We start from the raw sequence: 25,919 nt of genomic DNA on the forward strand, positions 1-25,919 counted from the left end.
CAGGGTTCACTTGCGCGAGAAGCCGGTATCGTCGTCCATCTTGCGGTCGCCGGCCAGCTTGTTGGCGCCGGCAGGGCTGCGCGGCAGGCCGCCCGTAGTGTCGTTCGACTGGTGCACGGCCTCGTCGCGCTGCATGCTGCCACCCGGTTTCCAGCCGGGGTTCTCGTTTTGCGGGCCGCTGTTGCCCGGGCTGCGCGGCAGGCCGCCCGCCACGTCGTTCGAGAGGTGTACGTCGACGGTGCCAGCCTCACGCGCGCCCGGGCCGGTCTGCGAACCCTCGCGGTCGGTGCTGTGCTGGGCGTTGCCTCCGCTTTGCTGGGCGCTGCCGCCGCTTTGTTGAGCAATGCTGTCGCCCTGTTGGGTGCCGCCGCCGCTCTGCTGAGATCCACCGCCACCCTGTAGGGTGCTGCCGCCGCTCTGCTGAGCTTCACCGGCCCCCTGTTGGACGCTGGCACCACCCTGTAGCGTGCTACCACCGCTCTGCTGAGCGCCGCCAACGCCCTGTTGGACACTGCCGCCACCCTGTTGGGCGCTGCCGCCGCTCTGCTGGACACTGCCGCTGGACGGTTGAATTCCCCCGTCCGCTTCAGCCCCGCCGCTCTGCCGCGAGCGCTGCACCTCGGTGCGCATGCCACCCACCTGGGCATCGGTGCGCATGCCGCCGACCTGGGTGGACGACTCCATGCCATCGCCCTCGGCATCCGAGCGCATCCCGCCGCCTTGGGCGTTCGACTCCATGCCGCCCGTCGATGCGCCCGGCAAGCCCGCGCCTCCCGATCCTCCCGGCAGCGTTCCACCGGCCGACGCGCCCGGCTGCATTCCGCCTCCTGAGGCTCCCGGCTGCGATGCGGACTGGCGCGCGCCCGAGCCGATGCCGGTCGACTGGGTTCCGCTCGCCTGCACCCCAGCCGGTGCCACGTCGTCCTGCCGACCCCCGCTCGTCTGCAGGTGATCGATCGGGGCCGACTGGCGGTTGCCCGGCGCATTGCCGCTCATCGCGGCCGGACGGTTCCCGTACACGTCGCCTTGTTCCGAGCCCGGCATTCCGGCCTGGGTGCCGTGGGCGGCGGGACCGGTCGTGCCCGGGGGAACGCCGTGGTGGCGACCGAGCGAGCCGCCCTGCAGCTCGGGCTGGGCGGGGTCTTGCGGATTCATCCGGTGCGCGGCCTGGCTGTTGCCCTGCTGGTTGGCCGGGTGGGCCATAAGATCGGTGCCGGAATCGGCGGGACGGTGTCCCACCGGCTGTTCGAGCTTGCCCCAGGCTTCCGAATGCATTTCCATCTGGCGCTGGTGGCTGTCGGTGATGCCTTGTTGCGGACCGGAGCCGCCGGTCTGCTGGCTCTGCATCGAGCCGCCCTGCAGTTCTCCGGACGAGGTCGGCGCGCGGCTGTCGTCGCGGTTGAACCAGTCGGCGTCGGTCCCGACAGGTCCTTCCTCCGGACGCTGCACGCCCTGCTGGCCACTACCCGGCAGGCCGGCCTGCTGCACCGCGCCCTGCGGATAGGTGTGGTCGTTCGGACCGCTCGTGGTATTACCTTTCGATCCCGGAGTCCATTTCTCATTGGCTCCGTTATTGGTCTGGTTATTGGATTCGCTGCGTTGGTTCGCATCCATCTTGGCCTCCTATCGGAATTCGTGAGGGGCTGCGCGGACGAGCGCGGCCATATAAAGCCATGATGCTCGCCCCTCCCAGAGGACAGTATAGGAAGACGTAGTGGGGCAATGTAGGACTGCTACTGACAACGTTTATTGACTACTGGAAGTAAATTTTCACTGGTGCATTTTCTGTCGCGTGTAGTCCTACAAAGTCATCTGAAAACGTCCTATACCCTCATCTACCGGGCGTGCCTAAGATGACTTTCGACCTGCACTCATCGGCTTCGCCGCTGGGTGTATGGTCAAGCCTGCCGCAGGACGCGGCGGTTTCTATAAGCGAACAGGGAGAAGATGATCATGGCCTCAAGCAATCAAGGTAGTAAACAAGGCGGTAACCAAGGCGGCAGCAGCCAAAGCAGCGGCACCCGCAATCGCGGCTTCGCATCGATGGATCCGGCACGCCAGCGCGAGATCGCCAGCCAGGGTGGCAAGGCCGCCCATGCCAAGGGCACCGCCCACGAGTTCACCTCGGAAGAAGCACGCCGCGCCGGCAGCATGAGCCACGGCAACCGACAGTCGGCCAACGCCGGTTCGGGCAGCGCCTCGCGTACCAGCAGCAAGAGCAGCGGTAACCGCCAGAGCTCGTCGGGTGGCAGCCGCGGCGGCTCGAAAGAGTAAGCCGTGATCGACCAGGTTTGCCGGCCCCGGCCGGCAAACCGATACCAGGAAATGGGGAGCCGAGGGCTCCCCGTTTTGTTTCTGATACCACACAAATCGACGAAGGGATGCGGTAGAATCGCTGCGCCTTTTTCAACCTTCCTGAGGATCCTTCCCGTGAAATCTGCGGTTATCCGTCAAGTCAAGAGCCTGTCGATGTCCTGCGACCGCGTGGGCAATCTCCTGCTGGCCAAGTTCTCCACCCATGGCGCCGGCGATGTCGCCATCTACGTGCCTGCGAACATCGTGTTCTGGCTGCTCAGGCACCTGCCGGTGAACCAGGATCCGCGCCTGCAGCCGCCGCCGGCCGGCCCGTCGATCACCCAGCACGACTGGGAAAATCCTTACATCCCGCGCGCCCAGTACGTCAACGCCAAGGAATTGCCGGGCGCCATCCGCATGACCTTCGCCCTGGACGCCAAGCAGGACCTGACCGTGGTGCTGGACCGCAGCAACGTCGAACTCATGCGCCAGATCATGGCCATGTACACCAAGGACCTGATCGACCTCGACGCCTGAGGCCTCGCTTGCACACCGGGGCAGGGGAGGCCGCCAGCCGCCCCGCCACGCGCCACGCGCTCCGGTATCATTGCCGGATATTGTCCGGCCACGAAAGGATCTCCCCATGCCCATCAAAATCAGCCAGGCCTTCGATTCCGGCGCCATCGAGGTCGTGCGCGCCGACAGCGCGAAGCAGATCGACCTGAACCTGCGCAAGGATTCTCACGCCGACATCCATCAGTGGTTCCACTTCCGCCTCCAGGGCGCGCGCGGCCAGGCCTGCACCATCCGCTTCCTCAACGCCGGACAGGCGACCTATCCGAAGGGCTTCGAGGACTACCAGGTGGCCGCGAGCTACGACACCGAGAACTGGTTCCGCGTGCCGACCAGCTTCGACGGCCAGGTGATGACCGTCAACCACACTCCCGAGCTCGACAGCATCTACTACGCCTATTTCGAACCCTACACCTGGGAGCGCCACCTGCGCCTGCTAGGTGAAGTGGCCGAGAACCCGATCGCGCGCGTGCACGACATCGGCACTACCATCGACGGCCGCGACATGAACCTGGTCGTGATCGGCAACCCGGCGGCGGAGAAGAAGATCTGGGTGATCGCGCGCCAGCACCCGGGCGAGACCATGGCCGAATGGTTCGTCGAGGGCATGATGGACGCGCTGCTGGACAGCGCCAACCCGGTGTCCCGCAAGCTGCTGCAGCGCGCGGTGTTCTACATCGTCCCCAACATGAACCCGGACGGTTCGGTGCGCGGCAACCTGCGCACCAATGCCGCCGGCGCCAACCTGAACCGCGAGTGGATGACGCCCAGCCTGGAGCGCAGCCCTGAAGTGCTGTGCGTCAAGAACAAGATCCACGAGACCGGCGTCGACATGTTCTTCGACATCCACGGCGACGAGGCGCTGCCCTACAACTTCGTGGCGGGCAACGAAATGCTGGCCGACTTCACGCCGGAACGCATGGAGCGCCAGAAAGCGTTTGTCGAGCGCTACATGGCCGCCAGCCCCGACTTCCAGAACGTCTACGGCTACGCCGCCAGCAAGTACAACGAAGAGCTGCTGACCCTGGCCTCGAAGTACATCGGCCACACCTTCAAGTGCCTGTCCCTGACCCTGGAGATGCCCTTCAAAGACAACGCCAACCTGCCCGATCCGCACACCGGCTGGAACGGCGCGCGCAGCGCGGCCCTGGGCGCGGCGATGCTCCAGCCCATCCTGCAGTCGCTGGACTGAGCCCATGGGCGTCGAGATCGAGCGCAAGTTCCTGGTGGTGAACGAGGCCTGGCGCTCGCTCGGCGAGCCGGTGCTGCTGCGCCAGGGCTACCTGTGCGCCGACCCGCTGCGCACCGTGCGCGTGCGCATCGAGGGCGACCAGGGCCTGCTCACCATCAAGAGCAAGAACGAAGGCGCCGCGCGCGGGGAGTGGGAGTATCCGATCCCCTTGCTCGAGGCCGCCGAACTGCTGGACCGGCTGTGCGAACGCCCGCTGGTCGAGAAATACCGCCGCCGCATTCCCTACGCCGGTTTCGTCTGGGAAGTCGACGAATTCCTGGGCGAGAACGCCGGCCTGGTGGTGGCCGAGATCGAGCTCCCGGCCGTTGACGCCGAATTCGCCTTGCCCGACTGGATAGGGCGCGAAGTCACCGGCGACAAGCGCTACTACAACTCCAGCCTGATCCGTTCCCCTTACTCCACCTGGACCCACGCATGACCCAACTTTCCCGCCGCGGCCTGATCGCCTTCGGCCTGGCCCTGCTGCTGCCCGCGGGTGGCGCCTTCGCCGCCGACGCGGCGTATTTTCCACCCGCGGGCGACTGGGCCCGCAAGCCGCCCGAGCAACTGGGGATGGACCCGGCGGCGCTGGCCGCCGCGGTGCGCTACGCCCAGTCGCGCGAGACCGAGCGCGCGCGCGACTTCTCCGACCAGGAGGCCACCTTCGGCACCCGCTTGGGCTCGATGCCGAGCCGGCGCGCAGCGACCAACGGCCTGGTGATCTACAAGGGCTATGTGGTGGCGGAATTCGGCGACACCGCCTTCGTCGATCCGACCTATTCGGTGGCCAAGAGCATGCTTGCCACGGTGGCCGGCGTGGCGCTGCGCGAGGGCCGCATCGCGCTCGACGAGCCGGTCGGCAAGCGCGTGACGGACGGCGGCTATGCCTCGGGCAACAATGCACTGGTGACCTGGAAGCAGCACCTGCAGCAGGAATCCGAGTGGGAAGGGAGCATGTGGGGCAAGCACAGCGACTTCATCGGCAAGCAGGCCTTCGGCGCCGGCGAACGCAAGCCGCGCACGCTCCAGGCGCCCGGCAGTTTCTATGAATACAACGACGTGCGCATCAACCGTTTCGCCCTGTCGCTGCTGCAGGTCTTCAAGCAGCCGGTGCCGGACGTGTTCCAGGAACAGGTGATGGACCCGATCGGCGCCTCCAATAGCTGGAAGTGGGTTGCCTACCATAACAGCTACGTGGAACTGAACGGCAAGCAGGTGGCATCGGTCAGCGGCGGCACGCGCTGGGGCGGCGGCATGTGGATCAACAGCTGGGACATGGCGCGCTTCGGCTACCTGTGGCTGCGCGGCGGCGCCTGGAACGGCCGCCAGATCCTGCCGCCTGCCTATGTGAAGGCGGCCCTGAGCCCCAGCGCCCACGGGCCGGACTATGGCTACCTGTGGTGGCTCAACACCAAGGGCAAGAACCTGCCCGGCCTGCCGGCCAACGCCTATGCCGCGCTGGGGGCGGGCAGCAATACCATCCTGGTCTCGCCCGACCACGACCTGGTGATCGTCTGGCGCTGGCATGCCGGGAATGCGGCCGAGTTCGCGACGCGGGTGATCGCCGCGATCCGGAAGTAAGCCGGCATCACCATCGACAGGGCGCGTTCAGCGCCCTGTTGTCTTTCCGGGCTCAGAAGCTGATGCGCACCGCCGGCGCGCTGCGCTCGGCCGCACCGTGGAAGACAGCCTCGATATTGTTCCCGTCCGGATCCAGCACGAAAGCGGCGTAATAGCCCGGGTGGTAAGCCCGCTCGCCCGGCGCGCCGTTGTCCCTGCCGCCATGGGCCAGCGCCGCCCGGTAAAAGGCGTCGACCATGGCCTGGTCCCGGGCCTGGAAGGCGAGGTGGTGGCGCCCCGTCAGCTCTCCCAGCGCCGCTTCGCTGCCGGGCGAGGAGATGAACAGCTCATCCGCCCAGAAGTAGGTCTCGCCGCTGCCGCCCAGCGGCACCTCGAGCACCTCGAACACGGCCGTATAAAAGCGCCGCGACGCGTCCAGGTCGCGCACCACCAGCTGAATGTGGTCGATCAGGCGTCCCCGGAAGAGTTCCTGTGTCTCCATGTTGAGCTCCTCGACAAAGCGTTCCTTTTCTTCGGCCGTTCATCTTAATCCCGTCGGAATGCGCCGTCATCCCGCACACTCAAGAATGCGCATGAGAATAGGAATGATTCTCGTTTACAAAAGCCGGCATTTTCTTTACAATAACTTTCATCTTTTAGCATTTCCTAAACATTGCACAGAAAAGGTTGGTATGAACGTCATCAAGAGCCGTAAGCGACCCGTCTCCCACCACGCCATGGGCACCGCCCTGGCGGCCGTCCTGCTGCCGCTGGCGGCCCAGGCCGACAACGTGGCTCCGCCGCCCGCCGACGCCAAGCCGGCGACGACGGTCGAGGTCAAGGGCCAGTACGAGAACGCTTTCCGCGCCGAGCACGCTTCCTCGCCCAAGTACACCGAGAAACTGCTCGATACCGCCCAGACCGTTCAGGTCATCAAGAAAGAGTTGTTCGAGCAGCAGGGCGCCCTGACCCTGGCCGACGCGCTGCGCAACACCCCGGGCGTGGGCGCCTTCTTCCTGGGCGAGAATGGCAATACCAACACCGGCGACGCCATCTTCATGCGCGGCTTCGACACCTCGGGCAGCATCTTCGTCGACGGCGTGCGCGACATCGGCTCGATCTCGCGCGATGTCTTCAACCTGGAGCAGATCGACGTGCTGAAAGGCCCGGCCGGCACCGACACCGGCCGCGGCGCACCGACCGGCTCGATCAACCTGGTCACCAAGAAAGCCCAGATGGCGAACGCGGCCTCGGCCTCGCTCACCGGCGGAAGCGCCTCGCAAAAGCGCGCCACGGCCGACGTCAACCGCGTGCTGAGCGCCGAGCGCGGCATCGCCCTGCGCCTGAACGTGATGGCCCAGGATTCCGACAACCCGGGGCGCGACGTGGTCAAGAACAAGCGCTGGGCGGTGGCGCCCAGCCTCGGCTTCGGCCTGAATGGCGCGACCCGCGTCCACCTCGACTACCTGCACGTGGACCAGGACAACATCCCGGACGGCGGTGTCTCGACCGTGGGACTGCCCGGCTACACCAGCCCGGACCGCGCCCGTCCCTTCATCGGCGAAGCGCGCCCGGTCGATCCGAAGAATTTCTACGGCTCGAAAAACGACTACGACGAGATCAAGGCCGACATGGCCACCGTGCGCATCGAGCACGAGTTCTCGCCGACCATGCGCCTGCAAAACGTGAGCCGCTACGGCCGCACCAAGCAGGACTACCTCCTGACGGCCTGGCTGGCCAGCGCCGCCAACCTGCTGACTCCGGTGCCCACCGATCCCTCCACCTGGACCGTGGCGCGCAGCACCCGCACCGTGAAGGACCAGGAGAACAAGATCCTCACTAACCAGACCGTGCTGACCACCGACTTCACGACCGGCACGCTGTCCCACACCCTGGTGACCGGCCTCGAACTGGCCAACGAGAAGCAGATCACCTATGGCCTGACCGGCCTGGGCACGATGCCGGCCGCGAATCTCTACCACCCGAACCCGAACGATCCGGTGACCGGTTTCGCGCCGCGCCGCACCGGCGCCTACAACAAGGGCGAGATCGACACCCAGGCCCTGTACCTGTTCGACACCATCAAGCTGGGCCAGCGCTGGATCTTCAACGCCGGCGTGCGCGCCGAGCGCTACGAGGGCGACTACACGGTGGTGGCGCTGACCAACAACGTGCTGGTGCCGACCCACTTCACGGTCGAGGACACCCTGGTCAACGGCAAGATCTCGGCCCTGTACAAGCCGACCGAGAACAGCAGCGTGTACGCGATGGTCGCTTCCTCGCGCCAGCCGCCGGGCGCCAGCTTCACCGTGTCGGGCAACGTCAACAGCGCACAGAACCCGATCTACGAACCGCAGAAGACCACCACCACCGAGATCGGCGGCAAGCTCGACCTGCTGCGCCAGAAGCTCTCGCTCTCGGCCGCGCTGTTCCGCACCGAGGTCAAGAACGAAGTCGAGCAGGATCCGGTCGACCTGCAGTGGTACCAGACCGGCGAGAAGCGCGTCCAGGGCATCGAGCTGGGCGCCACCGGCGCCATCGCCACCAACTGGCTGGTGAGCGCTGGCTACCTGTACCAGGACACCAGCGTCGAGCGCGGCCGCGCCGTGACCGCCTCGGGCGAGAACAGCCTGACCTACACGCCCAAGCACACCTTCACGCTGTGGACCTCCTACGACCTGCCGTTCGGCCTGAAGATCGGCGGCGGCGCCCGCTACAACGACAAGCTCAAGCGCGGCACCGACGGCGCCATCGGCACCCCGGCCTATACCGAGGACTACTGGGTGTTCGATGCGATGGCGGCCTACCAGGTCAATCCGAAGTTCGACCTGCGCCTGAACGTCTACAATATCGGCGACAAGGAGTACGTGGCCAACATCAACAAGAGCGGCTATCGTTACACCCCGGGCGCGCCCCGTTCGGCCAGCCTGACCGCCAACATCCGCTTCTAAAAGGAACCCGCGCATGCTGCTGCACATCCCCAAGGTCCTCACCCAGGAGGAGGTGGGCATCATGCGCGAGCGCCTGGCGCGAAGCGGCTGGACCGATGGCCGGGCCACGGTCGGGGCCCAGGGCGCGCAGGTGAAGCGCAACCGCCAGTTGCCGGAGAACGCGCCCGAGGCGCGCGAACTGGCGGCGATGGTGCAGGCCGCGCTGGCGCGCAACCCGCTGTTCTTCGCCGCCGCGCTGCCGGTGCGCTCGATGCCGCCGCTGTTCAACCGCTACGGCGTCGGCGAGCACTACGGCGACCACGTGGACGGCGCGGTGCGCGTGCTGCCGGGTGGGGCCGGCATGCTGCGCACCGACGTCTCCAGCACCCTGTTCCTGTCCTCGCCCGAGGACTACGACGGCGGCGAGCTGGTGGTGCAGGACACCTACGGCGAGCACGAGGTCAAGCTCGACGCGGGCGACCTGATCCTCTATCCCTCGACCAGCGTGCACCGGGTCGAGCCGGTCACCCGCGGCGAGCGCATCTGCAGCTTCTTCTGGACCCAAAGCATGGTGCGCGACGACGCCCGGCGCGCCATGCTGTTCGAGCTCGACCGCACCATCGAATCGCTGCGCAGCCGCGTGGGCGACTGCCCGGAAACGGTGGCGCTCACCGCCCACTACCACAACCTGCTGCGGCAGTGGGCCGAGACCTGAGGGGTCAAGCGCCGAAGCCGCCGTCGGCCGCCAGGTCGGCGCCGGTGATGAAGGACGATTCCGGGCCGGCCAGGTAGGCCACCAGCGAGGCGATTTCCGCCGGCTTGCCGTGGCGCGGCAGGGCCATCAGGCTGTGCAGGAAGGTGCCGAATTCGCCGTCCGCAGGGTTCATGTCGGTGTCGACCGGGCCAGGCAGCACGTTGTTGATGGTGATGCCGCGCGGGCCGAGGTCGCGGGCGGCGCCCTTGACGAAGGCGCTCAGGGCCGATTTGCTCATGCCGTAGACCGCCGCGCCGGCAAAAGGCACGCGCAGGGCGTTGATGCTGCCGATGTTGACGATCCGGCCGCCTTCGGCCATGTGGCGCAGCACGCCCTTGGTGGCCACGAACACGGCGCGCACATTGACCGCGATGGTCTTGTCAAAGTCTTCCAGCGAAAATTCCTCGACGCTGCCCGGCAGGAACACGCCGGCATTGTTGACCAGGATGTCGATCTTGCCGAAGTGCTCGGCGGCGCGGTCGATGGCCTCGGTCAGCGACTTCGGATCGGCGGCGTCGCTGCGCAGGGCCAGGGCCTTGCCGCCGGCGGCGACGATTTCCTGGGCCAGCGCTTCGGCCGCGCCTTGCGAACCCTGGTAGGTGAGGGCGACGGCGGCGCCGTCCGCGGCCAGGCGGCGCACGATGGCGGCGCCGATGCCGCGCGAACCGCCGGTGACGAAAGCGACTTTGTTCTGCAATGCTGCCATGATGTTCTCCTGATGAGTGGTGGGAATGGAGTCAGTATCCCCCTCATCCGCGGTTGAAACTAGTGAGCGTTTCGTCGCAACAATTTCAACTCCCGGTATAAAATGCCGGCATCTTCATCCTGCTCCCCACGCCATGCTCGATTCGATCAGCCACCTGGTTTCCTTCATCTACAGCGCCGAGGAGGGCGGTTTCTCGGCCGCCGCCCGCCGCCTTGGCCTGAGCCCGGCGGCGGTCAGCAAGAACGTCGCGGCGCTCGAGCGCCAGCTCGGCGTGCGCCTGTTCCAGCGCACCACCCGCCAGCTGCACCTGACCGAGCAGGGCGAGCAGTTCCTGCGCGAGGTGGCTGAGCCCTGGCGGCGCATCGAAGGGGCGGTGCAGGCGGCGCGCGAAGGCGCCGCGGAGCCGGCCGGCACGCTCAAGATCAGCATGGCGCCGATGGTCGGACGGACGTATTTCGTGCCGATGCTCGAGGACTTCCGCACGCGCTATCCCGGCATCGTGCCCGACCTGTATTTCGAGAACCGGCAGGTGGACGTGATCGGGGAGGGCTTCGATGTCGGCATCGGCGGCGGGATCGCCCTGAGCGAGGGGCTGGTGGCGCGCGAGCTGACCCGGGTGCACGTGGTGGCGGTGGCTTCGCCGGCCTACCTGGCGCGCCACGGCAGGCCGGCCCACCCGGGAGAGCTGCAGCGGCACGAAGGGATTGCGCGGCGCTCGGTGCAGACCGGGCGCCGCTATGCCTGGAGCCTGCGCCAGGAGGAAGAGGGCGAGGAAGTGGCAGTCGAGTTCCGTACGGTGGCGGTGGCCGACGATCCGGAGGCGATGGCGATGGCGGCGGTCGCCGGCGTCGGCCTGACCCTGCTGCCGATGCCGCATGCCCTGCCTTTCCTGCGCAGCGGGGAGCTGGTGCACCTGCTTCCGGGCTGGTACACCTTGGCCAAGCCCCTGTGCATCTACTATCCCAGCAGGCGCCTGTTGCCGGCCAAGACGCGGGTGTTCGTGGACTTCGTGGTCGAGCGCTTCCGGGAGACCGGCCTGGCCGAGCAGTTCAGGGCGCCCGGCTAGCCGGTGAACGCGGGGTCGTAGGCGACGCTGCCCGTCGGCGCCGGACCGGCGAAGGACAAGGCCATGAAGTAGTCCGTCGGCGGACCGGGAAAGCGCAGGGCCGGATCGGCCGCGAAGCCGAAGCGCCGGTAGTACTCCGGCTCGCCCAGCACCACGCAGCCGCGCGCATCGGCGCGCCGGCGCAGGCAGGCCAGCCCGGCCTCGACCAGGGCCCGGCCGACGCCCTGGCGCTGCGTGCGCGGCCGCACAGCCAGCGGCCCCAGGCCGTACCAGCCGAGGTCCGCGCCATCGACAGCGACTTTCGAGAAGGCGACATAGCCCACCAGTTCGCCGTCCGGCAGCAGGGCCGCCAGGCCGAGCGCCAGCCTGCCGTGCGCGCGCAGGCGCTCGACGATCAGGTGTTCGGTGTGGTCGCTGTGGGGATGCCCGGCGAAGGCCGTGCGCAGGAGAGAGGAAACGGCCTGCACATCGCCAGGCTGTTCCGGGCGGATGTGCAGGTCGATCATGGGGACGGAGGGATCAGTGGAAGTGCTCGGTGCCGGCCGGGGTGTCTTCCGGCATCTCCGCGTGCACCAGTTCGCCGGTCGGGTCGGCGAACAGCGGCGCGCCGCAATCGTCGCAGTACTCGGCCACGTAGCGCTCGTTGATGCGCTTGACGTGGGCGATGCCGGCGTCGTTGAGGTGGGCGATGATCTCGTTGAGCGGCGTCAGCGGGGTCGGGCTGGCCGCCAGCGGACCTTCCATCGGGGTGCCGTTCTCGTCTTCCTGGCCGTAGAGCGGCCAGACGATGCCGTACACCACGTCGGTGCTCTGGCGCATGGTGAACGAGACGCGGTACTCGTCGATCTGGATGTCCGAGGCTTCCTCGCCGAAGCCGGCGATCACGGCGCGCAGGTCCGAGGCTTCCACGCCCAGGGTGTTGGTGAGGTAGTGGACGGCCGCGCGGATCGAGATCGGGCGGATCAGCTTGTCGGCTTCCCGGCAGGCCACGTAATAGGCTTCCGGCAACAGCAGCTCGATGCCGCAGCCCGGCAGCAGGCGCGCCACGTTGGCCGTGGCCTGGCTGCGCCATTGCTCGAGGGCGCGGTTGCGCTCCTCGGCGAAGTGCAGCTGGTGCTGGGGTTCCTGCCAGCGGAACAGCGGCGCGCCCTGGGGCGCGACGATGGCCACCAGCAGGTAGCGGGTGTCGGCCAGGAAGGGCGCGGTCTCGGGATCGCGCGTGGCCGGCTTGATGGTGCCGCCCTTGTGGGCGGCGGCCGCCAGCTTGTGGGTCAGGGCATAGGTCTCGGCGTGGGAACGCGGCAGCTGGTCGATCGAGTACAGCGTGGGCGCGATCGACAGGCGCGCGCCCTCGGCCAGCAGGTGGGCCGAGAAGTGGGCGGACAGCGTATTGAGCAGATCGGACGGAATGTTCCCGGTGGCGATCGAGAACCGGGTCCAGGCCAGGATGGGCGCGGCGACCAGCAGGGCTTGCCAGGTCACGTCGCCGCCATCCTGCTGCTCGACCATGGTGGCCGATTCGCTAACGGCCTCGACGGTATCCATCAGGACGTCGTAGGACGCGAGATCGTCCTTGAACAGCAGGTTCAGGGCGCTGTCGATGCTGTCCTGGTGGTTCGTCTTGAGCAGTTTCTGCAGTTGCGTGTCCAGTTGGCGTTCCCAGGCCCGCTCCTCGACACGGCTCGCGGCCTGCATGAGGGCTTGCGAGATGCTGACGAGGCGCTGGGCTTCTGCGGAGAGTTTGGGGGGTGAATCTTTGGAAGGACGACGCATGGCGCTAGTGGGTCTCTTGTCAATGAAGTGTGGATCGAAGGTCCATGGGGTCATCATAAACCCTTATCCCCGGTATTGTAGTTGATTCGGCCACATGCCATGAACACATGGGCAACATCTCGTGCCTATCGGCGGGGTGGTGGAGGACGCTTGCCAAATGCGCGATTTCAAACGATAATGCGAATCGTTCTCATTCACTTTGAGGGCCCGACGGGTGCGCCGCGCGGTGCGGCCCCGTCGGGCGCCACGATTGGAGTACCACCCCCCGCCGGGCAACCGGATTCGCCCTCCTGATTCGTCAGGGGGGCTTTTTTCTTCTGTTTTGCCCTTTCGTTCGCCGTGCCTGCGCCTGCGCACGCTCTCGCGCCTGCTCTCGGCTCTCGCTCCCGTTCCCGCTCCCGCTCCCGCTCCCGCGTTCGCTTTCGCTTTCCCAGTGCGCCGGCCACAGCGCCCAGGGGCGGCCCGCGGCCCCAGAACGTCATTCCGGCGAAGGCCGGAATCCAAGTCCGTACCGCCGCCACCCACGTCACACGTAGCGGTTACGCTGGCAAACTTGGATTCCGGCCTTCGCCGGAATGACGGTTTTTAGGTTAGCGGGGAAGCAGACGGCCGGCGATGCTCGGGATAAGTAAAAAGGGCCGGAACCCTCGCGGGTTCCGGCCCTTCTTGCCGCCTGAGAGCCCGCCTTGACGGCGGGCCTCGACATTACGCAGCCAGCAGTTGGCGCAGCACGAACGGCAGGATGCCGCCATGCTTGTAGTAGTCGACTTCGATCGGGGTGTCGATACGCAGCAGCACTTGCACTTCCTGCGATTCGCCGTTTTCACGGTGGATCACCAGGGTCGCCTGTTGCTGCGGCTTGATCTCGCCTTCCAGGCCCTTCAGGTCGTAGGTTTCCTTGCCGGTGATGCCCAGCGACTCGACGCTGTCGTTGCCGATGAACTGCAGCGGCAGCACGCCCATGCCCACCAGGTTCGAGCGGTGGATGCGCTCGAACGAACGGCAGATCACGGCCTTCACGCCCAGCAGCTGGGTGCCCTTGGCCGCCCAGTCGCGCGAGGAACCGGTGCCGTACTCTTCACCACCGAAGATCATGGTCGGAGTGCCTTCGGCGATGTACTTCATCGCCGCGTCGTAGATCGACAGCTGCTCGCCCGACGGCTGGTGGATGGTGATGCCGCCCTCGACCGCCGAACCGTCCGCCTTCGGCGGGATCATCTTGTTCTTGATGCGCACGTTGGCGAAGGTGCCGCGCATCATGATCTCGTGGTTGCCGCGGCGCGAGCCGTAGGAGTTGAAGTCCGCCTTCAGGACGCCATGGTCCTTCAGCCACTTGCCTGCCGGACCATCTTCCTTGATCGAACCCGCCGGCGAGATGTGGTCGGTGGTGATCGAGTCGCCGAACACGCCCAGCGCGCGCGCGCCGGTGATGCTGCTGGCGGCCGCCTTCGGGGTCATCTCGAAGTCGGCGAAGAAGGGCGGCTCGGCGATGTAGGTCGACTCCGGCCAGTTGTACACCTGGCCTTCGGTCGAGGACACGCGCTCCCACAGTTCGCCCGGGTTGCCCTTCACGTCGGCGTAGTTCTTCTTGTACACCTCCGAGTTCATCGCCAGGCGCATCAGCTCGCCCACTTCCTGCGAGGACGGCCAGATGTCGCCCAGGTAGACGTCGACGCCGTTCTGGTCCTTGCCCACCGGCTCGGTCATCAGGTCCTTGGTCATGTTGCCGGCGATCGCGTAGGCGACGACCAGCGGCGGCGAGGCCAGGAAGTTCGAGCGGATGTTCGGGTGGATACGCGCTTCGAAGTTACGGTTGCCCGACAGGACGGCGGCGGCGATGATGTCGTTCTGGACGATCGCGGCGTTCAGTTCCGGGGTCAGGTCGCCGGCGTTGCCGATGCAGGTGGTGCAGCCGTAGGCGGTCACGCCGAAGCCCAGCTTTTCCAGGTAAGGCAGCAGGCCGGCGGCGGTCAGGTACTCGGTCACGACGCGCGATCCCGGCGCCAGCGAGGACTTGATGTGCGGCGCCACGGTCAGGCCGCGCTCGACCGCCTTCTTGGCCAGCAGGCCGGCAGCCAGCAGCACGCTCGGGTTCGAGGTGTTGGTGCAGGAGGTGATCGCGGCGATCAGGACGTCGCCGTTCTTCACGCGCACGCCGTTGGTGGTCTCGTAGACCTTGGTCAGCTCGACCGGGTTCTTGTTGAAGCCGTTCTGGGTGGTCGGCTTGCTGAACAGGTCGGTGAAGGTGTTCTTCACGTGACCCAGTTCGATACGGTCCTGCGGACGCTTCGGGCCGGCCAGCGACGGGGTGACGGTCGACAGGTCCAGTTCCAGCACGCGGGTGTAGTCGATCTCGCCTTCCTGCGGGATGCCGAACATGCCCTGGGCCTTGAAGTAGTTCTCGAAGGCCGCCAGTTCTTCTTCGGTACGGCCGGTGCCGCGGAAGTAGTCGACGGTCGCTTCGTCGACCGGGAAGAAGCCCATGGTCGCGCCGTATTCCGGCGCCATGTTGCCGATGGTCGCGCGGTCGGTGGTCGACAGCGAGCGGGTGCCTTCGCCGAAGAACTCGACGAACTTGCCCACGACCTTTTCACGGCGCAGCATTTCGGTGATGGTCAGCACCAGGTCGGTCGCGGTGCAGCCTTCGCGCAGCTTGCCCTTCAGGTTGACGCCGATCACGTCCGGGGTCAGGAAGTAGACCGGCTGGCCCAGCATGCCGGCTTCCGCCTCGATGCCGCCCACGCCCCAGCCCACCACGCCCACGCCGTTGATCATGGTGGTGTGCGAGTCGGTACCCACCAGGGTGTCCGGGTAGAACATGTTGCCTTGACGCATAACGCCGCGCGCCAGGTATTCCAGGTTAACCTGGTGCACGATGCCGAAGCCCGGCGGCACCACGCCGAAGGTGTCGAAGGCCTGCATGCCCCACTTCATGAACTGGTAGCGCTCGTTGTTGCGCTGGAATTCCAGTTTCATGTTCAGGTCGAGGGCTTTCGGCTCGCGGAAGTGGTCGATGGTGACCGAGTGGTCGACCACCAGGTCGACCGGCACCAGCGGCTCGATCTTCTTCGGATCGGTGCCCATCTTGGCGGCCACGTTGCGCATCGCGGCCAGGTCGGCCAGCAGCGGCACGCCGGTGAAGTCCTGCAGCACGACGCGGGCGACGACGAACGGGATCTCGTCGGTACGCTCGGCGGTCGCGCCCCAGTTGGCGAGCTGCTTGACGTGTTCTTCGGTGACCTTCTTGCCGTCGCAGTTACGCAGCACGGACTCGAGGACGATACGGATCGACACCGGCAGGCGCGACAGATTCACACCGAGGCTCTCGCCCAGGGCGGGCAGGGAGTAGAACTGACCGGTCTGGCCTGCGCCGACCGGGAATTCCTTCAGTGTGTTCAGAGTGTTGCGAGACATAATCTCTCCTTCAGTGGGGATTTTGTTATTTCAATAACAATAACATCAGGCGACGCGCGGCGAACCCCGCATCAGCTTTTCTTCTCCGCCGGGACGGCGGCTGCCATCTGTTCGGCGCTCTTGCATTCGTTGGCCAACTGGCGGTTCAGCTTGGAGTCCAGCAGGATGCCCTTGGCCGGGATGCCGATCCAGACCAGGCCGTAGTGCGGGTTCTCGAAGCGCAGCGCGCCGGTGGTGGTGCCGACCCGCGCCAGGCGGTGCAGGCGCTTCTTCCAGCGCAGGGCGATGTGGCTGTCGTCCTGCTGGTTGGTATAGATCGTGATCTTGTTGCCAAGTTCGCAAGCATATTCGGTCACCAGGGTGTCGGTGATGTCGGGCTCGGCGACCTCGGGACTGTTGGGGTCGAACGCGGCGGCGACGCCTGCCGCGCCCACGGCGGCGGCGCCGGCGGCGGCTTTCTTCGCCTTCTTCGACTTCGACTTGGATTGGGCTTTCAGGACGTCTTCCGCCTTCGGATGCTTCTCGACGGTGGCGGAGACGGCCGGCGCGCACAGGCCGGCAGCCGCGAGCGCGACGGCGCAGGCGGCGAGGAGTTTGGACAGGTGGGTGGCCATCAGCTGGGTTCCGTAGGGTTGACGAGTGCCGCCGCGGCTTCGGGCAGCGCAAGGCCGGCCAGCTTCGCGCGCTGCAGAACGGTCCAATAATATCGGTAGCTCGCGCGGTCGTGCAAGCGGCCGTGGTGCGCGATCGGGCCCCAGCCGGCCGCCATCGCCTCCTGCAGAATATTGGTCGCCTCGTTCACTTCCGACAGGCGCGGCGTGAAGGCCTTCAGGATCGCCTTGATCTGGTCGGGGTGGATGCTCCACATGCGGGTGAAGCCGAATTCGGCCACCGCGCGCTGGGCGTCGTTGGCCACCACCGCGCTGTCCTTGATGTCGGTGGTGACGTTGTGCGAGGGCACCTTGCCGTGTGCGTGGCAGGCGGCCACCATCTCCAGCTTGGCGCGCACCACCAGCGGGTGGGTGAACTGGCCCGGGGTGCGCATCGCGCTGGCCGGGATCGCGCCGAAGTGCGAGGAAACGAAATCCATGATGCCGAAGGACAGGCATTCGACCTGGGGCAGGGCGGCGATGTCGTAGGCTTCGCGCAGCGCGCCGTGGGTCTCGACCAGCACGTGGACCGGCAGGTCGGGGCGGTGCGCGCCGGCGTGCTGGTTGATCAGGTCGATCGCGCGCGCCACTTCCATGGCGCTCGACACCTTGGGCAGCACCACATAGGCCAGGCGCTTGGCGGCGCCGCCGACGATGGTCGCCACGTCGCTCGCGAAATGCGGGCTGTCCGGCTCGTGCAGGCGCACGCCGATGCGCAGGTAGTGGTTGTCCTCGCTGTTGACGAGGGCGGTGACCAGGGCGGCATGCTCGGCTTCGGCGCCGGCGGCGGCGCCGTCCTCGCAGTCGAAGGTGATGTCGAAGACGGGCCCAAGCTCTTGTTGCAGGGCCATCGATTTGCGCATCAGCTTCTCCGAGCCGGCGTAGTGGTCGCAGGCGGGGAGCAGGAGCGGCTGGCGTTTGCCCTGGAATAAAACCTCGGAAGGATGCATGGTCGGTCGTTGCAACGGATCGGCCGCGCCGCTCGCGCGGCACGGCCAGGGAAGGCGCGGCTCCTAGGGCCGCGCCGGGATGGATCAGCCCAGCAGGTGGGCGACGCCTGCGCGCTCTTCTTCCAGTTCCTTGAGGGTCAGGTTGATGCGCTCGCGCGAGAACTCGTCGATCTCCAGGCCCTGGACGATCTTGTACTCGCCGTTCTCGGTGGTCACCGGGAAGCCGAACACCACGCCTTCCGGGATGCCGTACGAACCGTCCGAGGGGATGCCCATGGTGGTCCACTTGCCGTTGGTGCCCAGCACCCAGTCACGCACGTGGTCGATCGCGGCGTTGGCGGCCGAGGCGGCCGAGGAGGCGCCGCGGGCGTCGATGATGGCGGCGCCGCGCTTGCCGACGGTCGGCAGGAAGACTTCGCGGTTCCACTGTTCGTCGTTGATCAGGTCCTTGACCGACTGGCCGTCGGCGGTGGCGAAGCGGTAGTCGGCGTACATGGTCGGCGAGTGGTTGCCCCACACGGTCAGCTTCTCGATCGAGGACACCGGCTTGCCCGACTTGGCGGCGACTTGCGACAGCGCGCGGTTGTGGTCCAGGCGCAGCATGGCGGTGAAGTTCTTGGCCGGCAGGTTGGGGGCCGACTTCATGGCGATGTAGGCGTTGGTGTTGGCCGGGTTGCCGACCACCAGGACCTTGACGTCACGCGAAGCGACGGCGTCCAGGGCCTTGCCCTGCACGGTGAAGATCTGGGCGTTGGCTTCCAGCAGGTCCTTGCGCTCCATGCCCGGGCCGCGCGGACGCGCGCCGACCAGCAGGGCCACGTCGGCGTCCTTGAAGGCGGTCATCGGGTCGGCGTGGGCGGTCATGCCGGCCAGCAGCGGGAATGCGCAGTCGTCGATTTCCATCATGACGCCCTTGAGCGCCTTCTGTGCTTTCTCGTTGTCGATTTCCAGCAGCTGAAGGATGACCGGCTGGTCCTTGCCCAGCATGTCGCCGTTGGCGATGCGGAACAGCAGGGAATAGCCGATCTGGCCGGCCGCGCCGGTGACGGCAACGCGCATTGGGGTTTTAGCCATGATGAATCTCCAAAGTGGGAATGAAAACGGTTCGGCGGCGCGCAAGAGACGCAATCGTCGCCGAGGATACGCCTGTTTGGGAAAACTGCAATGATACCAAAAGCGCCATCCAAAATTTTGCCAAAGAGCCGGTGTCGCGCGCGTACAATGGCTTGTGGAGCCGACGCCCGGTCGACCGCGAGTGTATTCCTCTGCTAATCCATCTGTCAATTCATATCATATGTCTTATATAAGACACATGTGTTTGACAGTTGCACACTGGACGCTCATGCACTTTTGTGGTGAAATCGCGGTCTATGAACCCCGTCCCGTCCAACCAGGCCAGCGAAGCAGCCGGCAGCGCGTCTCCGTCCTTCCGGCCGCTGTACCAGCAGATCAAGGCGCTGATCACCCAGAGCCTGCAGTCGGGCGAATGGAAGCCCGGCGAGCTGATGCCGAGCGAGGTGGAGCTGGCGGGGCGCTTCAAGGTCAGCCAGGGCACGGTGCGCAAGGCCATCGACGAGCTGGCGGCCGAGAACCTGGTGGTGCGCCGCCAGGGCAAGGGCACCTTCGTGGCCACCCACGCCGAGGAGCGGGCCCACTTCCGCTTCCTGCGATTGATGCCCGACGAGGGCGTTCCCCACCATCCCGACAACCGCCTGATCGAGGTCAAGCGCATCCGCGCCCCGGCCGAGGTGGCGCGCCTGCTCGAACTCAAGTCGGGCGATGCGGTCGTGTACATCAAGCGCCTGCAGTCCTTCGACGGCCAGCCGACCATCCTGGAAGAGCTGTGGCTGCCGGGGCAGCTGTTCAAGGGGCTGACCGCGGAACGCCTGGTGGAATACAAGGGGCCGATGTACGGCCTGTTCGAGTCGGAATTCGGCACGCGCATGATCCGCGCCACCGAGAAGATCCGCGCGCTGGCGGCCGACGCCGGCGCCGCCGACTTCCTCAAGGTGGCCGAGGGCACGCCGCTGCTGTGCGCCGAGCGCGTCTCGTTCACCTATGGCGACAAGGCGGTCGAGCTGCGCCGCGGGCTGTACTCGACCGCACACCATCATTACCTGAACGAACTGTCGTGAGGAAGATGGACTGAATGGTGCATGCCGGCGTATTCCCTTGGGGAGAAGCCGGCCTGCCGCAGCGCCCGCCCGAGGGCGGGGCGCTGCAACGATCGCGTGTAGCGATTAAAATATGTTGGTTTTGGGTAAGCGACGGACATGACCCGGTTCGCCGCGCGGTGTCCCGGTAATCCGCATGCGGGTTGGTCGGGGCCGGTATCAAAATCGGTGAAAATCAAGGGTTCACAAAAAAACTGTCGTTATAAGGGAGGTGTTGTATGTCTGAAGCCGTGAGAGAAGCAAGCAAGAAGGGGCGGCCCGTTTACCGAAATGTCGACTTCGGGGATATCACCACGAAGTACCGCATGCCGCCGTCGGCGATCGTGTCGATCCTGCACCGCGTCAGCGGGGCCGGCCTGTTCCTGATGCTGCCTTTCCTGCTTTACCTGCTGCAGGAAAGCCTGCTGTCCGAAATCTCGTTCGAACACTTCCGCGGCCTGGTCAGCGGCTGGTTCGTCAAGATCATCCTGCTGGGCCTGTCCTGGGCTTACCTGCACCACTTCACCGCCGGCGTGCGCCACCTGTTCATGGACAACCACCTGGCCCTGGACAAGGACGCTGCCCAGAAGACCGCCCGCTGGGTGCTGGTCGTGAGCCTGGCCCTGACCGCCCTGGTCGGCCTGAAACTGTTCGGAGTGTTTTAAAAATGGCAACCAAGAATAATATCGGCCCGCGCCGCCTCGTCGTCGGCGCCCACTACGGCGTGCGCGACTGGCTGGCCCAGCGCGTCACCGCCATCGTCATGGCGGTCTACACGGTCGTCCTGCTGGTCATGTTCCTGACCGCCCAGAACTTCAGCTACGAAGGCTGGGCCGGCTTGTTCTCGCAGCAATGGTTCAAGCTGTTCTCCCTGGTCACCCTGTTCGGCCTGTTCTACCACGCCTGGGTCGGCATCCGTGACATCTGGATGGACTATGTCAAGCCGGCAGGCATCCGCCTGCTTCTGCAGATGGCGACGATTCTCTGGCTGCTTGCCTGCGCCGCCTGGACCGTGCAAATTCTCTGGAGTGTGTAATCGTGGCAGCAATCAAAACTGCAGTTCCTACCCGCCGCTTTGATGCGGTCATCGTTGGCGCCGGCGGTTCCGGCATGCGTGCATCGCTGCAGCTGGCCGAAGCCGGCCTGAACGTCGCGGTGCTGTCGAAGGTGTTCCCGACCCGTTCGCATACCGTCGCTGCCCAGGGCGGCATCGGCGCTTCCCTCGGCAACATGAGCGAGGACGACTGGTACTGGCACATGTTCGACACCGTCAAGGGTGGCGACTACCTGGGCGACCAGGACGCGATCGAATTCATGTGCCGCGAGGCGCCCAAGGTCGTGTACGAGCTCGAACACTTCGGCATGCCCTTCGACCGCAACCCGGACGGCACCATCTACCAGCGTCCCTTCGGCGGCCACACCGCGAACTTCGGCGAGAAGCCGGTCCAGCGCGCCTGCGCGGCCGCCGACCGCACCGGCCACGCCCTGCTGCACACCCTGTACCAGCGTAACGTGCGCGCCCGCACCCACTTCTTCGTCGAGTGGATGGCCCTGGACCTGATCCGCGACGCCGACGGCGACGTGCTCGGCGTGCTGGCCCTCGAGATGGAAACCGGCGACGTCATGATCCTGGAAGCCAAGACCACCATCTTCGCCACCGGCGGGGCAGGGCGCATCTTCGCCGCCTCGACCAACGCCTTCATCAACACCGGCGACGGCATGGGCATGGCGGCGCGCGCCGGCCTGCCGCTGCAGGACATGGAGTTCTGGCAGTTCCACCCGACCGGCGTGTCCGGCGCGGGCGTCCTCATCACCGAGGGCGTGCGCGGTGAGGGCGGCATCCTGATCAACTCGAACGGCGAACGCTTCATGGAGCGCTACGCGCCGACCCTGAAGGACCTGGCGCCGCGCGACTTCGTCTCGCGCTCGATGGACCAGGAGATCAAGGAAGGCCGCGGCTGCGGTCCGAACAAGGACCACGTGCTGCTCGACCTGCGCCACATCGGCGCCGACACCATCAAGAAGCGCCTGCCCTCGATTCTCGAGATCGGCCACAAGTTCGCCAACGTCGACGCCACCAAGGAACCGATTCCGGTCGTGCCGACCATCCACTACCAGATGGGCGGCATCCCGACCAACATCCACGGCCAGGTGGTCGCCCCTGATGGCGCCGGCGGCCAGAAGATCGTGGGCGGCCTGTACGCGATCGGCGAATGCGCCTGCGTCTCGGTGCACGGCGCCAACCGCCTGGGCACCAACTCGCTGCTCGACCTGGTGGTGTTCGGCCGCGCGGCCGGCAACCACGTGGTGGCCCAGAACCTCAAGCAGAAGGTCAACAAGCCGCTGCCGAAGGACGCCGCCGACTTCGGCATGGACCGCCTGAACCGCCTGGAAACCTCGACCGGTTCGGAGAAGGTCCAGCACGTCGCCAACGACATCCGCGCCACCATGCAGAAGTTCTGCGGCGTGTTCCGCACCGACGCGCTGCTGCAGGAAGGCGTGAAGGAGATCATGAAGCTGGACGAGCGCCGCAAGCACGTCTCGTTCAAGGACAAGTCGAAGGTCTTCAACACCGCCCGCGTGGAAGCGCTGGAACTGGACAACCTGATCGAAACCGCGAAGGCGACCATCGTCTCGGCCGCGGCGCGCAAGGAATCGCGCGGCGCCCACGCCCACAGCGACTACGAGAAGCGCGACGACGAGAACTGGATGAAGCACACCCTGTGGTTCTCGGATAACAACCGCCTGGAGTACAAGGCTGTCGTCACCAAGCCGCTGACCGTCGAGACCTTCAAGCCGAAGGCCCGTACTTTCTAATATTTGATGAAGCCGGGGCAGGCGCCCCGGCTTGAAAAGACAGGTAAAAACATGGCACGCACCGTCCAACTGAAGATTTACCGCTACGATCCGGACAAGGATACGAAGCCCTACATGCAAGACGTCACCGTCGAGCTGAAAGACACCGACAAGATGCTGCTCGACGTCCTGCAGCGCATCAAGTCCGACGTCGACGACACCCTGTCGCTGCGCCGCTCCTGCCGCGAAGGCGTGTGCGGTTCGGACGCGATGAACATCAACGGCAAGAACGGCCTGGCCTGCACCACCAACCTGAACGAGCTGACCCAGCCGATCGTGCTGCGTCCGCTGCCTGGCCTGCCGGTGATCCGCGACCTGATCGTGGACATGACCAACTTCTTCAAGCAGTACCACTCGATCAAGCCGTTCCTGATCAACGACTCGATCAAGCCGGAGAAGGAGCGCCTGCAGACGCCGGAAGAGCGCGAAGAGCTGGACGGCCTGTACGAGTGCATCCTGTGCGCCTGCTGCTCGACTTCCTGCCCCTCGTTCTGGTGGAACCCGGACAAGTTCGTCGGCCCGGCCGGCCTGCTGCAGGCCTACCGCTTCATCGCCGACTCGCGCGACGAAGCCACCAACGAGCGCCTGGACAACCTGGAAGACCCGTACCGCCTGTTCCGCTGCCACTCGATCATGAACTGCACGGACGTCTGCCCGAAGGGCCTGAATCCGAACAAGGCGATCGGCAAGATCAAGGAATTGCTGGTTCGCCGTTCGATCTAAGCGGGGTCGGCCGATTCGCAGGCCCGCACGGGTCTGCGGAACGGCAAGTGCGGCGAACTTGCAGCCAAGTTCGCCGCAAATACAGTAAAAGTACCGTACTGCGCATTCCCGGCAGGCGGAGTATAGTGTTGACCCAACAACGGACTCTAGTGTGAACACGCATCAATCCGACCCCACCAACCGCGCCCGCCTGCGCTGGCGCGCGCGCCGGGGGCTCCTCGAGAACGACCTGATCCTCACGCGCTTCCTGGACAAGCACGAGGAGGCCCTGAGCGACGAGGACGTGGATGCCCTGACCCGCCTGCTGGACCTCGCGGACAATCCGCTGATGGACCTGCTGCTGGGCCGCGCCGAGCCCGAAGGCGAAGTCGACCTGCCGCACGTGCGCGCCTTGCTGGCGCGCCTGCGGCAAGCGTGAGCGGAACCCGTTTTCGTTTATTTTGTAGACCCACTCCCACAATAAGGAAGTGCCATGAACATCTCTGATACCAAAGCCACCCTGTCGTTCTCGGACGGCAGCCCGTCGGTCGACATGCCGATCTACAAGGGCACCATCGGCCCGGACGTCATCGACATCCGCAAGCTGTACGGCCAGACCGGCAAGTTCACCTACGACCCTGGCTTCATGTCGACCGCCTCGTGCAACTCGAGCATCACCTACATCGATGGTGACAAGGGTGAACTGCTGTACCGCGGCTACCCGATCGAGCAGCTGGCCGTCAATTGCGACTTCCTGGAGACCTGCCACCTGCTGCTGAACGGCGAACTGCCGAACGCCGAGCAGAAGAAGAAATTCACCGAGACCGTGACCAAGCACACCATGGTCCACGAGCAGATGCAATTCTTCTTCCGCGGCTTCCGCCGCGATGCGCACCCGATGTCGGTGCTGGTCGGCACCGTCGGCGCGCTGGCCTCGTTCTACCACGACTCGCTCGACATCAACGATCCGGAACAGCGTGAAATCTCCGCGATCCGCCTGATCGCCAAGATGCCGACCCTGGTCGCGATGGCCTACAAGTACTCGATCGGCCAGCCCTTCATGTACCCGCGCAACGACCTGTCGTACAGCGCCAACTTCATGCACATGATGTTCGCCAATCCGTGCGAAGAGTACAAGGTCAACGACGTGCTGGTGCGCGCCCTGGACCGCATCCTGATCCTGCACGCCGACCACGAGCAGAACGCGTCGACCTCGACCGTCCGCCTGGCCGGTTCCTCGGGCGCCAACCCGTTCGCCTGTATCGCTGCCGGCATCGCCTGCCTGTGGGGTCCGGCCCACGGCGGCGCCAACGAAGCGGCACTGAACATGCTGAAGGAAATCGGCAGCGTCGAGAACATCCCGGCCTTCATCGAGAAGGTCAAGGACAAGAACTCGGGCGTGAAGCTGATGGGCTTCGGTCACCGCGTGTACAAGAACTTCGACCCGCGCGCCAAGCTGATGCGCGAAACCTGCCACGAAGTGCTGAACGAACTGGGCCTGCAGGACGACCCGCTGTTCAAGCTGGCGATGGAACTGGAAAAGATCGCCCTGAACGACGAATACTTCGTGTCGCGCAAGCTGTACCCGAACGTCGACTTCTACTCGGGCATCGTGCAGTCGGCCCTGGGCATCCCGGTCTCGCTGTTCACCGGCATCTTCGCGATGGCGCGTACCATCGGCTGGATCGCCCAGTGGAACGAAATGATCGCCGATCCGGAACAGAAGATCGGCCGTCCGCGCCAGCTGTTCGTCGGCTCGCCGGTGCGCGACGTGCCGGGCATCGACAAGCGCTGATCGGCGTTTCCTGATCCTGTGGGGCTTGCGGCATACGCCGCATCGCCGCCCCGCACCGTCGTCCCCGCGCAGGCGGGGACCCAAGTTCAGCGTTCCGGTAACGCACGCAACTTGGGTCCCCGCCTTCGCGGGGACGACGTCTTTTGGCGTTCCGGTAGCGCATGCAACTTGGGCCCCGGCCTTCGCGGGGAGTCGTTTCCGGCAGTGCCGGGAACGACGTTTTTCAGCGTTCTGGTAGCGCATGCAACTTGGGTCCCCGGCTTTGCGGGGAATCGTTTCCGGCAGTGCAGGGAACGACGTTTTTGTGCACCCTGCCGACATCCAGGCTTTGCTGCGGCATTCCTGAAAGAGCTTCAGAGCAAGCGTTGACGAATCCTCCACGAGGGCTATACTGGCCGGGATTCGTTCACATCCACCCTCATGATCCACGCACGCCGCACCGCGATCTGCAACGCCTCCTGCCTCTCCGGCAGCAGTGCGCCTGCGCGCGCGGCGCGCATCGCGCACCAGC

General features: G+C 65.8%; 24 protein-coding genes. 15 read left to right on the plus strand and 9 right to left on the minus strand.

Annotated elements, in window-relative coordinates; translation table 11 throughout:
• Positions 1-6: 6 nt before the first annotated feature.
• Complete coding sequence (locus B0920_RS25835) at positions 7-1,614, minus strand: hypothetical protein (protein WP_078030578.1); 1,608 nt, start codon at positions 1,612-1,614, stop codon at positions 7-9.
• Positions 1,615-1,953: 339 nt separating this feature from the next.
• Between B0920_RS25835 and B0920_RS00155 the strand changes: the two genes are divergently transcribed.
• From B0920_RS00155 to B0920_RS00175, 5 genes are all read left to right on the plus strand, one after another.
• Positions 1,954-2,274 carry a KGG domain-containing protein gene (locus tag B0920_RS00155; RefSeq protein WP_078033233.1) on the plus strand — a complete coding sequence of 107 codons (321 nt, stop codon included), beginning with the start codon at positions 1,954-1,956 and terminating at the stop codon, positions 2,272-2,274.
• 156 nt (positions 2,275-2,430) lie between these two features.
• Positions 2,431-2,832 carry a hypothetical protein gene (locus B0920_RS00160; protein WP_229455076.1) on the plus strand — a complete coding sequence of 134 codons (402 nt, stop codon included), beginning with the start codon at positions 2,431-2,433 and terminating at the stop codon, positions 2,830-2,832.
• A 106-nt stretch (positions 2,833-2,938) separates the two neighbouring features.
• Positions 2,939-4,060: a M14-type cytosolic carboxypeptidase gene (locus B0920_RS00165; protein ID WP_078030580.1), complete on the plus strand. Its 1,122-nt coding sequence runs from the start codon at positions 2,939-2,941 to the stop codon at positions 4,058-4,060.
• A 4-nt stretch (positions 4,061-4,064) separates the two neighbouring features.
• Positions 4,065-4,538, plus strand: coding sequence for a CYTH domain-containing protein (locus tag B0920_RS00170; protein WP_078030581.1), 474 nt, complete (start codon positions 4,065-4,067; stop codon positions 4,536-4,538).
• Entirely contained in the window at positions 4,535-5,680 is a 1,146-nt protein-coding gene (locus B0920_RS00175) for a serine hydrolase (RefSeq protein ID WP_078030582.1), read from the plus strand. The genes B0920_RS00170 and B0920_RS00175 overlap by 4 nt, the downstream gene beginning before the upstream one ends.
• A 52-nt stretch (positions 5,681-5,732) precedes the next feature.
• Here the strand turns inward: B0920_RS00175 and B0920_RS00180 are convergent, their stop codons facing one another.
• Positions 5,733-6,161 carry a VOC family protein gene (locus B0920_RS00180; RefSeq protein WP_078030583.1) on the minus strand — a complete coding sequence of 143 codons (429 nt, stop codon included), beginning with the start codon at positions 6,159-6,161 and terminating at the stop codon, positions 5,733-5,735.
• Positions 6,162-6,351: 190 nt separating this feature from the next.
• Between B0920_RS00180 and B0920_RS00185 the strand changes: the two genes are divergently transcribed.
• On the plus strand, positions 6,352-8,610 hold the full coding sequence (locus B0920_RS00185) for a catecholate siderophore receptor Fiu (RefSeq protein WP_078030584.1): 2,259 nt from the start codon (positions 6,352-6,354) through the stop codon (positions 8,608-8,610).
• 13 nt (positions 8,611-8,623) lie between these two features.
• On the plus strand, positions 8,624-9,304 hold the full coding sequence (locus tag B0920_RS00190; RefSeq protein WP_078030585.1) for a Fe2+-dependent dioxygenase: 681 nt from the start codon (positions 8,624-8,626) through the stop codon (positions 9,302-9,304).
• Between the two features lie 4 nt (positions 9,305-9,308).
• Here the strand turns inward: B0920_RS00190 and B0920_RS00195 are convergent, their stop codons facing one another.
• Positions 9,309-10,049, minus strand: coding sequence for an SDR family oxidoreductase (locus B0920_RS00195; RefSeq protein ID WP_078030586.1), 741 nt, complete (start codon positions 10,047-10,049; stop codon positions 9,309-9,311).
• Between the two features lie 133 nt (positions 10,050-10,182).
• Here B0920_RS00195 and B0920_RS00200 point away from each other — a divergent pair, with 133 nt between their 5' ends.
• Positions 10,183-11,115 carry a LysR family transcriptional regulator gene (locus B0920_RS00200; protein WP_078030587.1) on the plus strand — a complete coding sequence of 311 codons (933 nt, stop codon included), beginning with the start codon at positions 10,183-10,185 and terminating at the stop codon, positions 11,113-11,115.
• Here B0920_RS00200 and B0920_RS00205 read toward each other — a convergent pair.
• From B0920_RS00205 to B0920_RS00230, 6 genes are all read right to left on the minus strand, one after another.
• On the minus strand, positions 11,112-11,621 hold the full coding sequence (locus tag B0920_RS00205) for a GNAT family N-acetyltransferase (protein WP_078030588.1): 510 nt from the start codon (positions 11,619-11,621) through the stop codon (positions 11,112-11,114). The genes B0920_RS00200 and B0920_RS00205 overlap by 4 nt on opposite strands.
• Before the next feature lie 13 nt (positions 11,622-11,634).
• On the minus strand, positions 11,635-12,888 hold the full coding sequence (locus tag B0920_RS00210) for a DUF2863 family protein (protein ID WP_078030589.1): 1,254 nt from the start codon (positions 12,886-12,888) through the stop codon (positions 11,635-11,637).
• Between the two features lie 705 nt (positions 12,889-13,593).
• A complete protein-coding gene (gene acnA / locus B0920_RS00215; protein WP_078030590.1) occupies positions 13,594-16,302 on the minus strand; it encodes an aconitate hydratase AcnA in 2,709 nt (902 codons plus the stop codon).
• A gap of 71 nt (positions 16,303-16,373) precedes the next feature.
• Positions 16,374-16,916, minus strand: coding sequence for a hypothetical protein (locus tag B0920_RS00220; RefSeq protein WP_078030591.1), 543 nt, complete (start codon positions 16,914-16,916; stop codon positions 16,374-16,376).
• Complete coding sequence (locus B0920_RS00225) at positions 16,916-17,902, minus strand: CoA ester lyase (RefSeq protein ID WP_078030592.1); 987 nt, start codon at positions 17,900-17,902, stop codon at positions 16,916-16,918. The genes B0920_RS00220 and B0920_RS00225 overlap by 1 nt, the downstream gene beginning before the upstream one ends.
• 84 nt (positions 17,903-17,986) lie before the next feature.
• Complete coding sequence (locus tag B0920_RS00230) at positions 17,987-18,976, minus strand: malate dehydrogenase (RefSeq protein ID WP_078030593.1); 990 nt, start codon at positions 18,974-18,976, stop codon at positions 17,987-17,989.
• A gap of 296 nt (positions 18,977-19,272) precedes the next feature.
• Between B0920_RS00230 and B0920_RS00235 the strand changes: the two genes are divergently transcribed.
• The 7 genes from B0920_RS00235 (at position 19,273) to gltA (ending at position 25,408) form a co-directional block, all read left to right on the plus strand.
• Positions 19,273-20,037, plus strand: coding sequence for a GntR family transcriptional regulator (locus B0920_RS00235; protein ID WP_078030594.1), 765 nt, complete (start codon positions 19,273-19,275; stop codon positions 20,035-20,037).
• Between the two features lie 257 nt (positions 20,038-20,294).
• Positions 20,295-20,720 (plus strand): succinate dehydrogenase, cytochrome b556 subunit, encoded by a 426-nt coding sequence (sdhC, locus tag B0920_RS00240; protein WP_179119055.1) that lies wholly within the window; start codon positions 20,295-20,297, stop codon positions 20,718-20,720.
• Between the two features lie 2 nt (positions 20,721-20,722).
• Positions 20,723-21,091 (plus strand): succinate dehydrogenase, hydrophobic membrane anchor protein, encoded by a 369-nt coding sequence (gene sdhD / locus B0920_RS00245; protein WP_078030595.1) that lies wholly within the window; start codon positions 20,723-20,725, stop codon positions 21,089-21,091.
• A 2-nt stretch (positions 21,092-21,093) separates the two neighbouring features.
• The gene (sdhA, locus tag B0920_RS00250; RefSeq protein WP_078030596.1) at positions 21,094-22,872 is read left to right on the plus strand and encodes a succinate dehydrogenase flavoprotein subunit; all 1,779 of its coding nucleotides are present in this window, start codon (positions 21,094-21,096) and stop codon (positions 22,870-22,872) included.
• Positions 22,873-22,923: 51 nt separating this feature from the next.
• A complete protein-coding gene (locus tag B0920_RS00255) occupies positions 22,924-23,634 on the plus strand; it encodes a succinate dehydrogenase iron-sulfur subunit (RefSeq protein ID WP_078030597.1) in 711 nt (236 codons plus the stop codon).
• A gap of 151 nt (positions 23,635-23,785) precedes the next feature.
• Positions 23,786-24,052 (plus strand): succinate dehydrogenase assembly factor 2, encoded by a 267-nt coding sequence (locus B0920_RS00260; RefSeq protein WP_078030598.1) that lies wholly within the window; start codon positions 23,786-23,788, stop codon positions 24,050-24,052.
• A gap of 54 nt (positions 24,053-24,106) precedes the next feature.
• Entirely contained in the window at positions 24,107-25,408 is a 1,302-nt protein-coding gene (gene gltA, locus B0920_RS00265; protein WP_078030599.1) for a citrate synthase, read from the plus strand.
• Positions 25,409-25,919 lie beyond the last annotated feature (511 nt).

The sequence above is a fragment of the Massilia sp. KIM genome (assembly GCF_002007115.1).
In the GTDB taxonomy this organism is placed as follows: Bacteria; Pseudomonadota; Gammaproteobacteria; order Burkholderiales; family Burkholderiaceae_D; genus Telluria.

Bases quoted from the DNA above. Each gene is read 5' to 3' on its own strand.
- B0920_RS25835 (WP_078030578.1), bottom strand. From the start codon at position 1,614: ATGGATGCGAACCAACGCAGCGAATCCAATAACCAGACCAATAACGGA.
- B0920_RS00155 (WP_078033233.1), top strand. From the start codon at position 1,954: ATGGCCTCAAGCAATCAAGGTAGTAAACAAGGCGGTAACCAAGGCGGC.
- B0920_RS00165 (WP_078030580.1), top strand. From the start codon at position 2,939: ATGCCCATCAAAATCAGCCAGGCCTTCGATTCCGGCGCCATCGAGGTC.
- B0920_RS00170 (WP_078030581.1), top strand. From the start codon at position 4,065: ATGGGCGTCGAGATCGAGCGCAAGTTCCTGGTGGTGAACGAGGCCTGG.
- B0920_RS00175 (WP_078030582.1), top strand. From the start codon at position 4,535: ATGACCCAACTTTCCCGCCGCGGCCTGATCGCCTTCGGCCTGGCCCTG.
- B0920_RS00180 (WP_078030583.1), bottom strand. From the start codon at position 6,161: ATGGAGACACAGGAACTCTTCCGGGGACGCCTGATCGACCACATTCAG.
- B0920_RS00185 (WP_078030584.1), top strand. From the start codon at position 6,352: ATGAACGTCATCAAGAGCCGTAAGCGACCCGTCTCCCACCACGCCATG.
- B0920_RS00190 (WP_078030585.1), top strand. From the start codon at position 8,624: ATGCTGCTGCACATCCCCAAGGTCCTCACCCAGGAGGAGGTGGGCATC.
- B0920_RS00195 (WP_078030586.1), bottom strand. From the start codon at position 10,049: ATGGCAGCATTGCAGAACAAAGTCGCTTTCGTCACCGGCGGTTCGCGC.
- B0920_RS00200 (WP_078030587.1), top strand. From the start codon at position 10,183: ATGCTCGATTCGATCAGCCACCTGGTTTCCTTCATCTACAGCGCCGAG.
- B0920_RS00205 (WP_078030588.1), bottom strand. From the start codon at position 11,621: ATGATCGACCTGCACATCCGCCCGGAACAGCCTGGCGATGTGCAGGCC.
- B0920_RS00210 (WP_078030589.1), bottom strand. From the start codon at position 12,888: ATGCGTCGTCCTTCCAAAGATTCACCCCCCAAACTCTCCGCAGAAGCC.
- acnA (WP_078030590.1), bottom strand. From the start codon at position 16,302: ATGTCTCGCAACACTCTGAACACACTGAAGGAATTCCCGGTCGGCGCA.
- B0920_RS00220 (WP_078030591.1), bottom strand. From the start codon at position 16,916: ATGGCCACCCACCTGTCCAAACTCCTCGCCGCCTGCGCCGTCGCGCTC.
- B0920_RS00225 (WP_078030592.1), bottom strand. From the start codon at position 17,902: ATGCATCCTTCCGAGGTTTTATTCCAGGGCAAACGCCAGCCGCTCCTG.
- B0920_RS00230 (WP_078030593.1), bottom strand. From the start codon at position 18,976: ATGGCTAAAACCCCAATGCGCGTTGCCGTCACCGGCGCGGCCGGCCAG.
- B0920_RS00235 (WP_078030594.1), top strand. From the start codon at position 19,273: ATGAACCCCGTCCCGTCCAACCAGGCCAGCGAAGCAGCCGGCAGCGCG.
- sdhC (WP_179119055.1), top strand. From the start codon at position 20,295: ATGTCTGAAGCCGTGAGAGAAGCAAGCAAGAAGGGGCGGCCCGTTTAC.
- sdhD (WP_078030595.1), top strand. From the start codon at position 20,723: ATGGCAACCAAGAATAATATCGGCCCGCGCCGCCTCGTCGTCGGCGCC.
- B0920_RS00255 (WP_078030597.1), top strand. From the start codon at position 22,924: ATGGCACGCACCGTCCAACTGAAGATTTACCGCTACGATCCGGACAAG.
- gltA (WP_078030599.1), top strand. From the start codon at position 24,107: ATGAACATCTCTGATACCAAAGCCACCCTGTCGTTCTCGGACGGCAGC.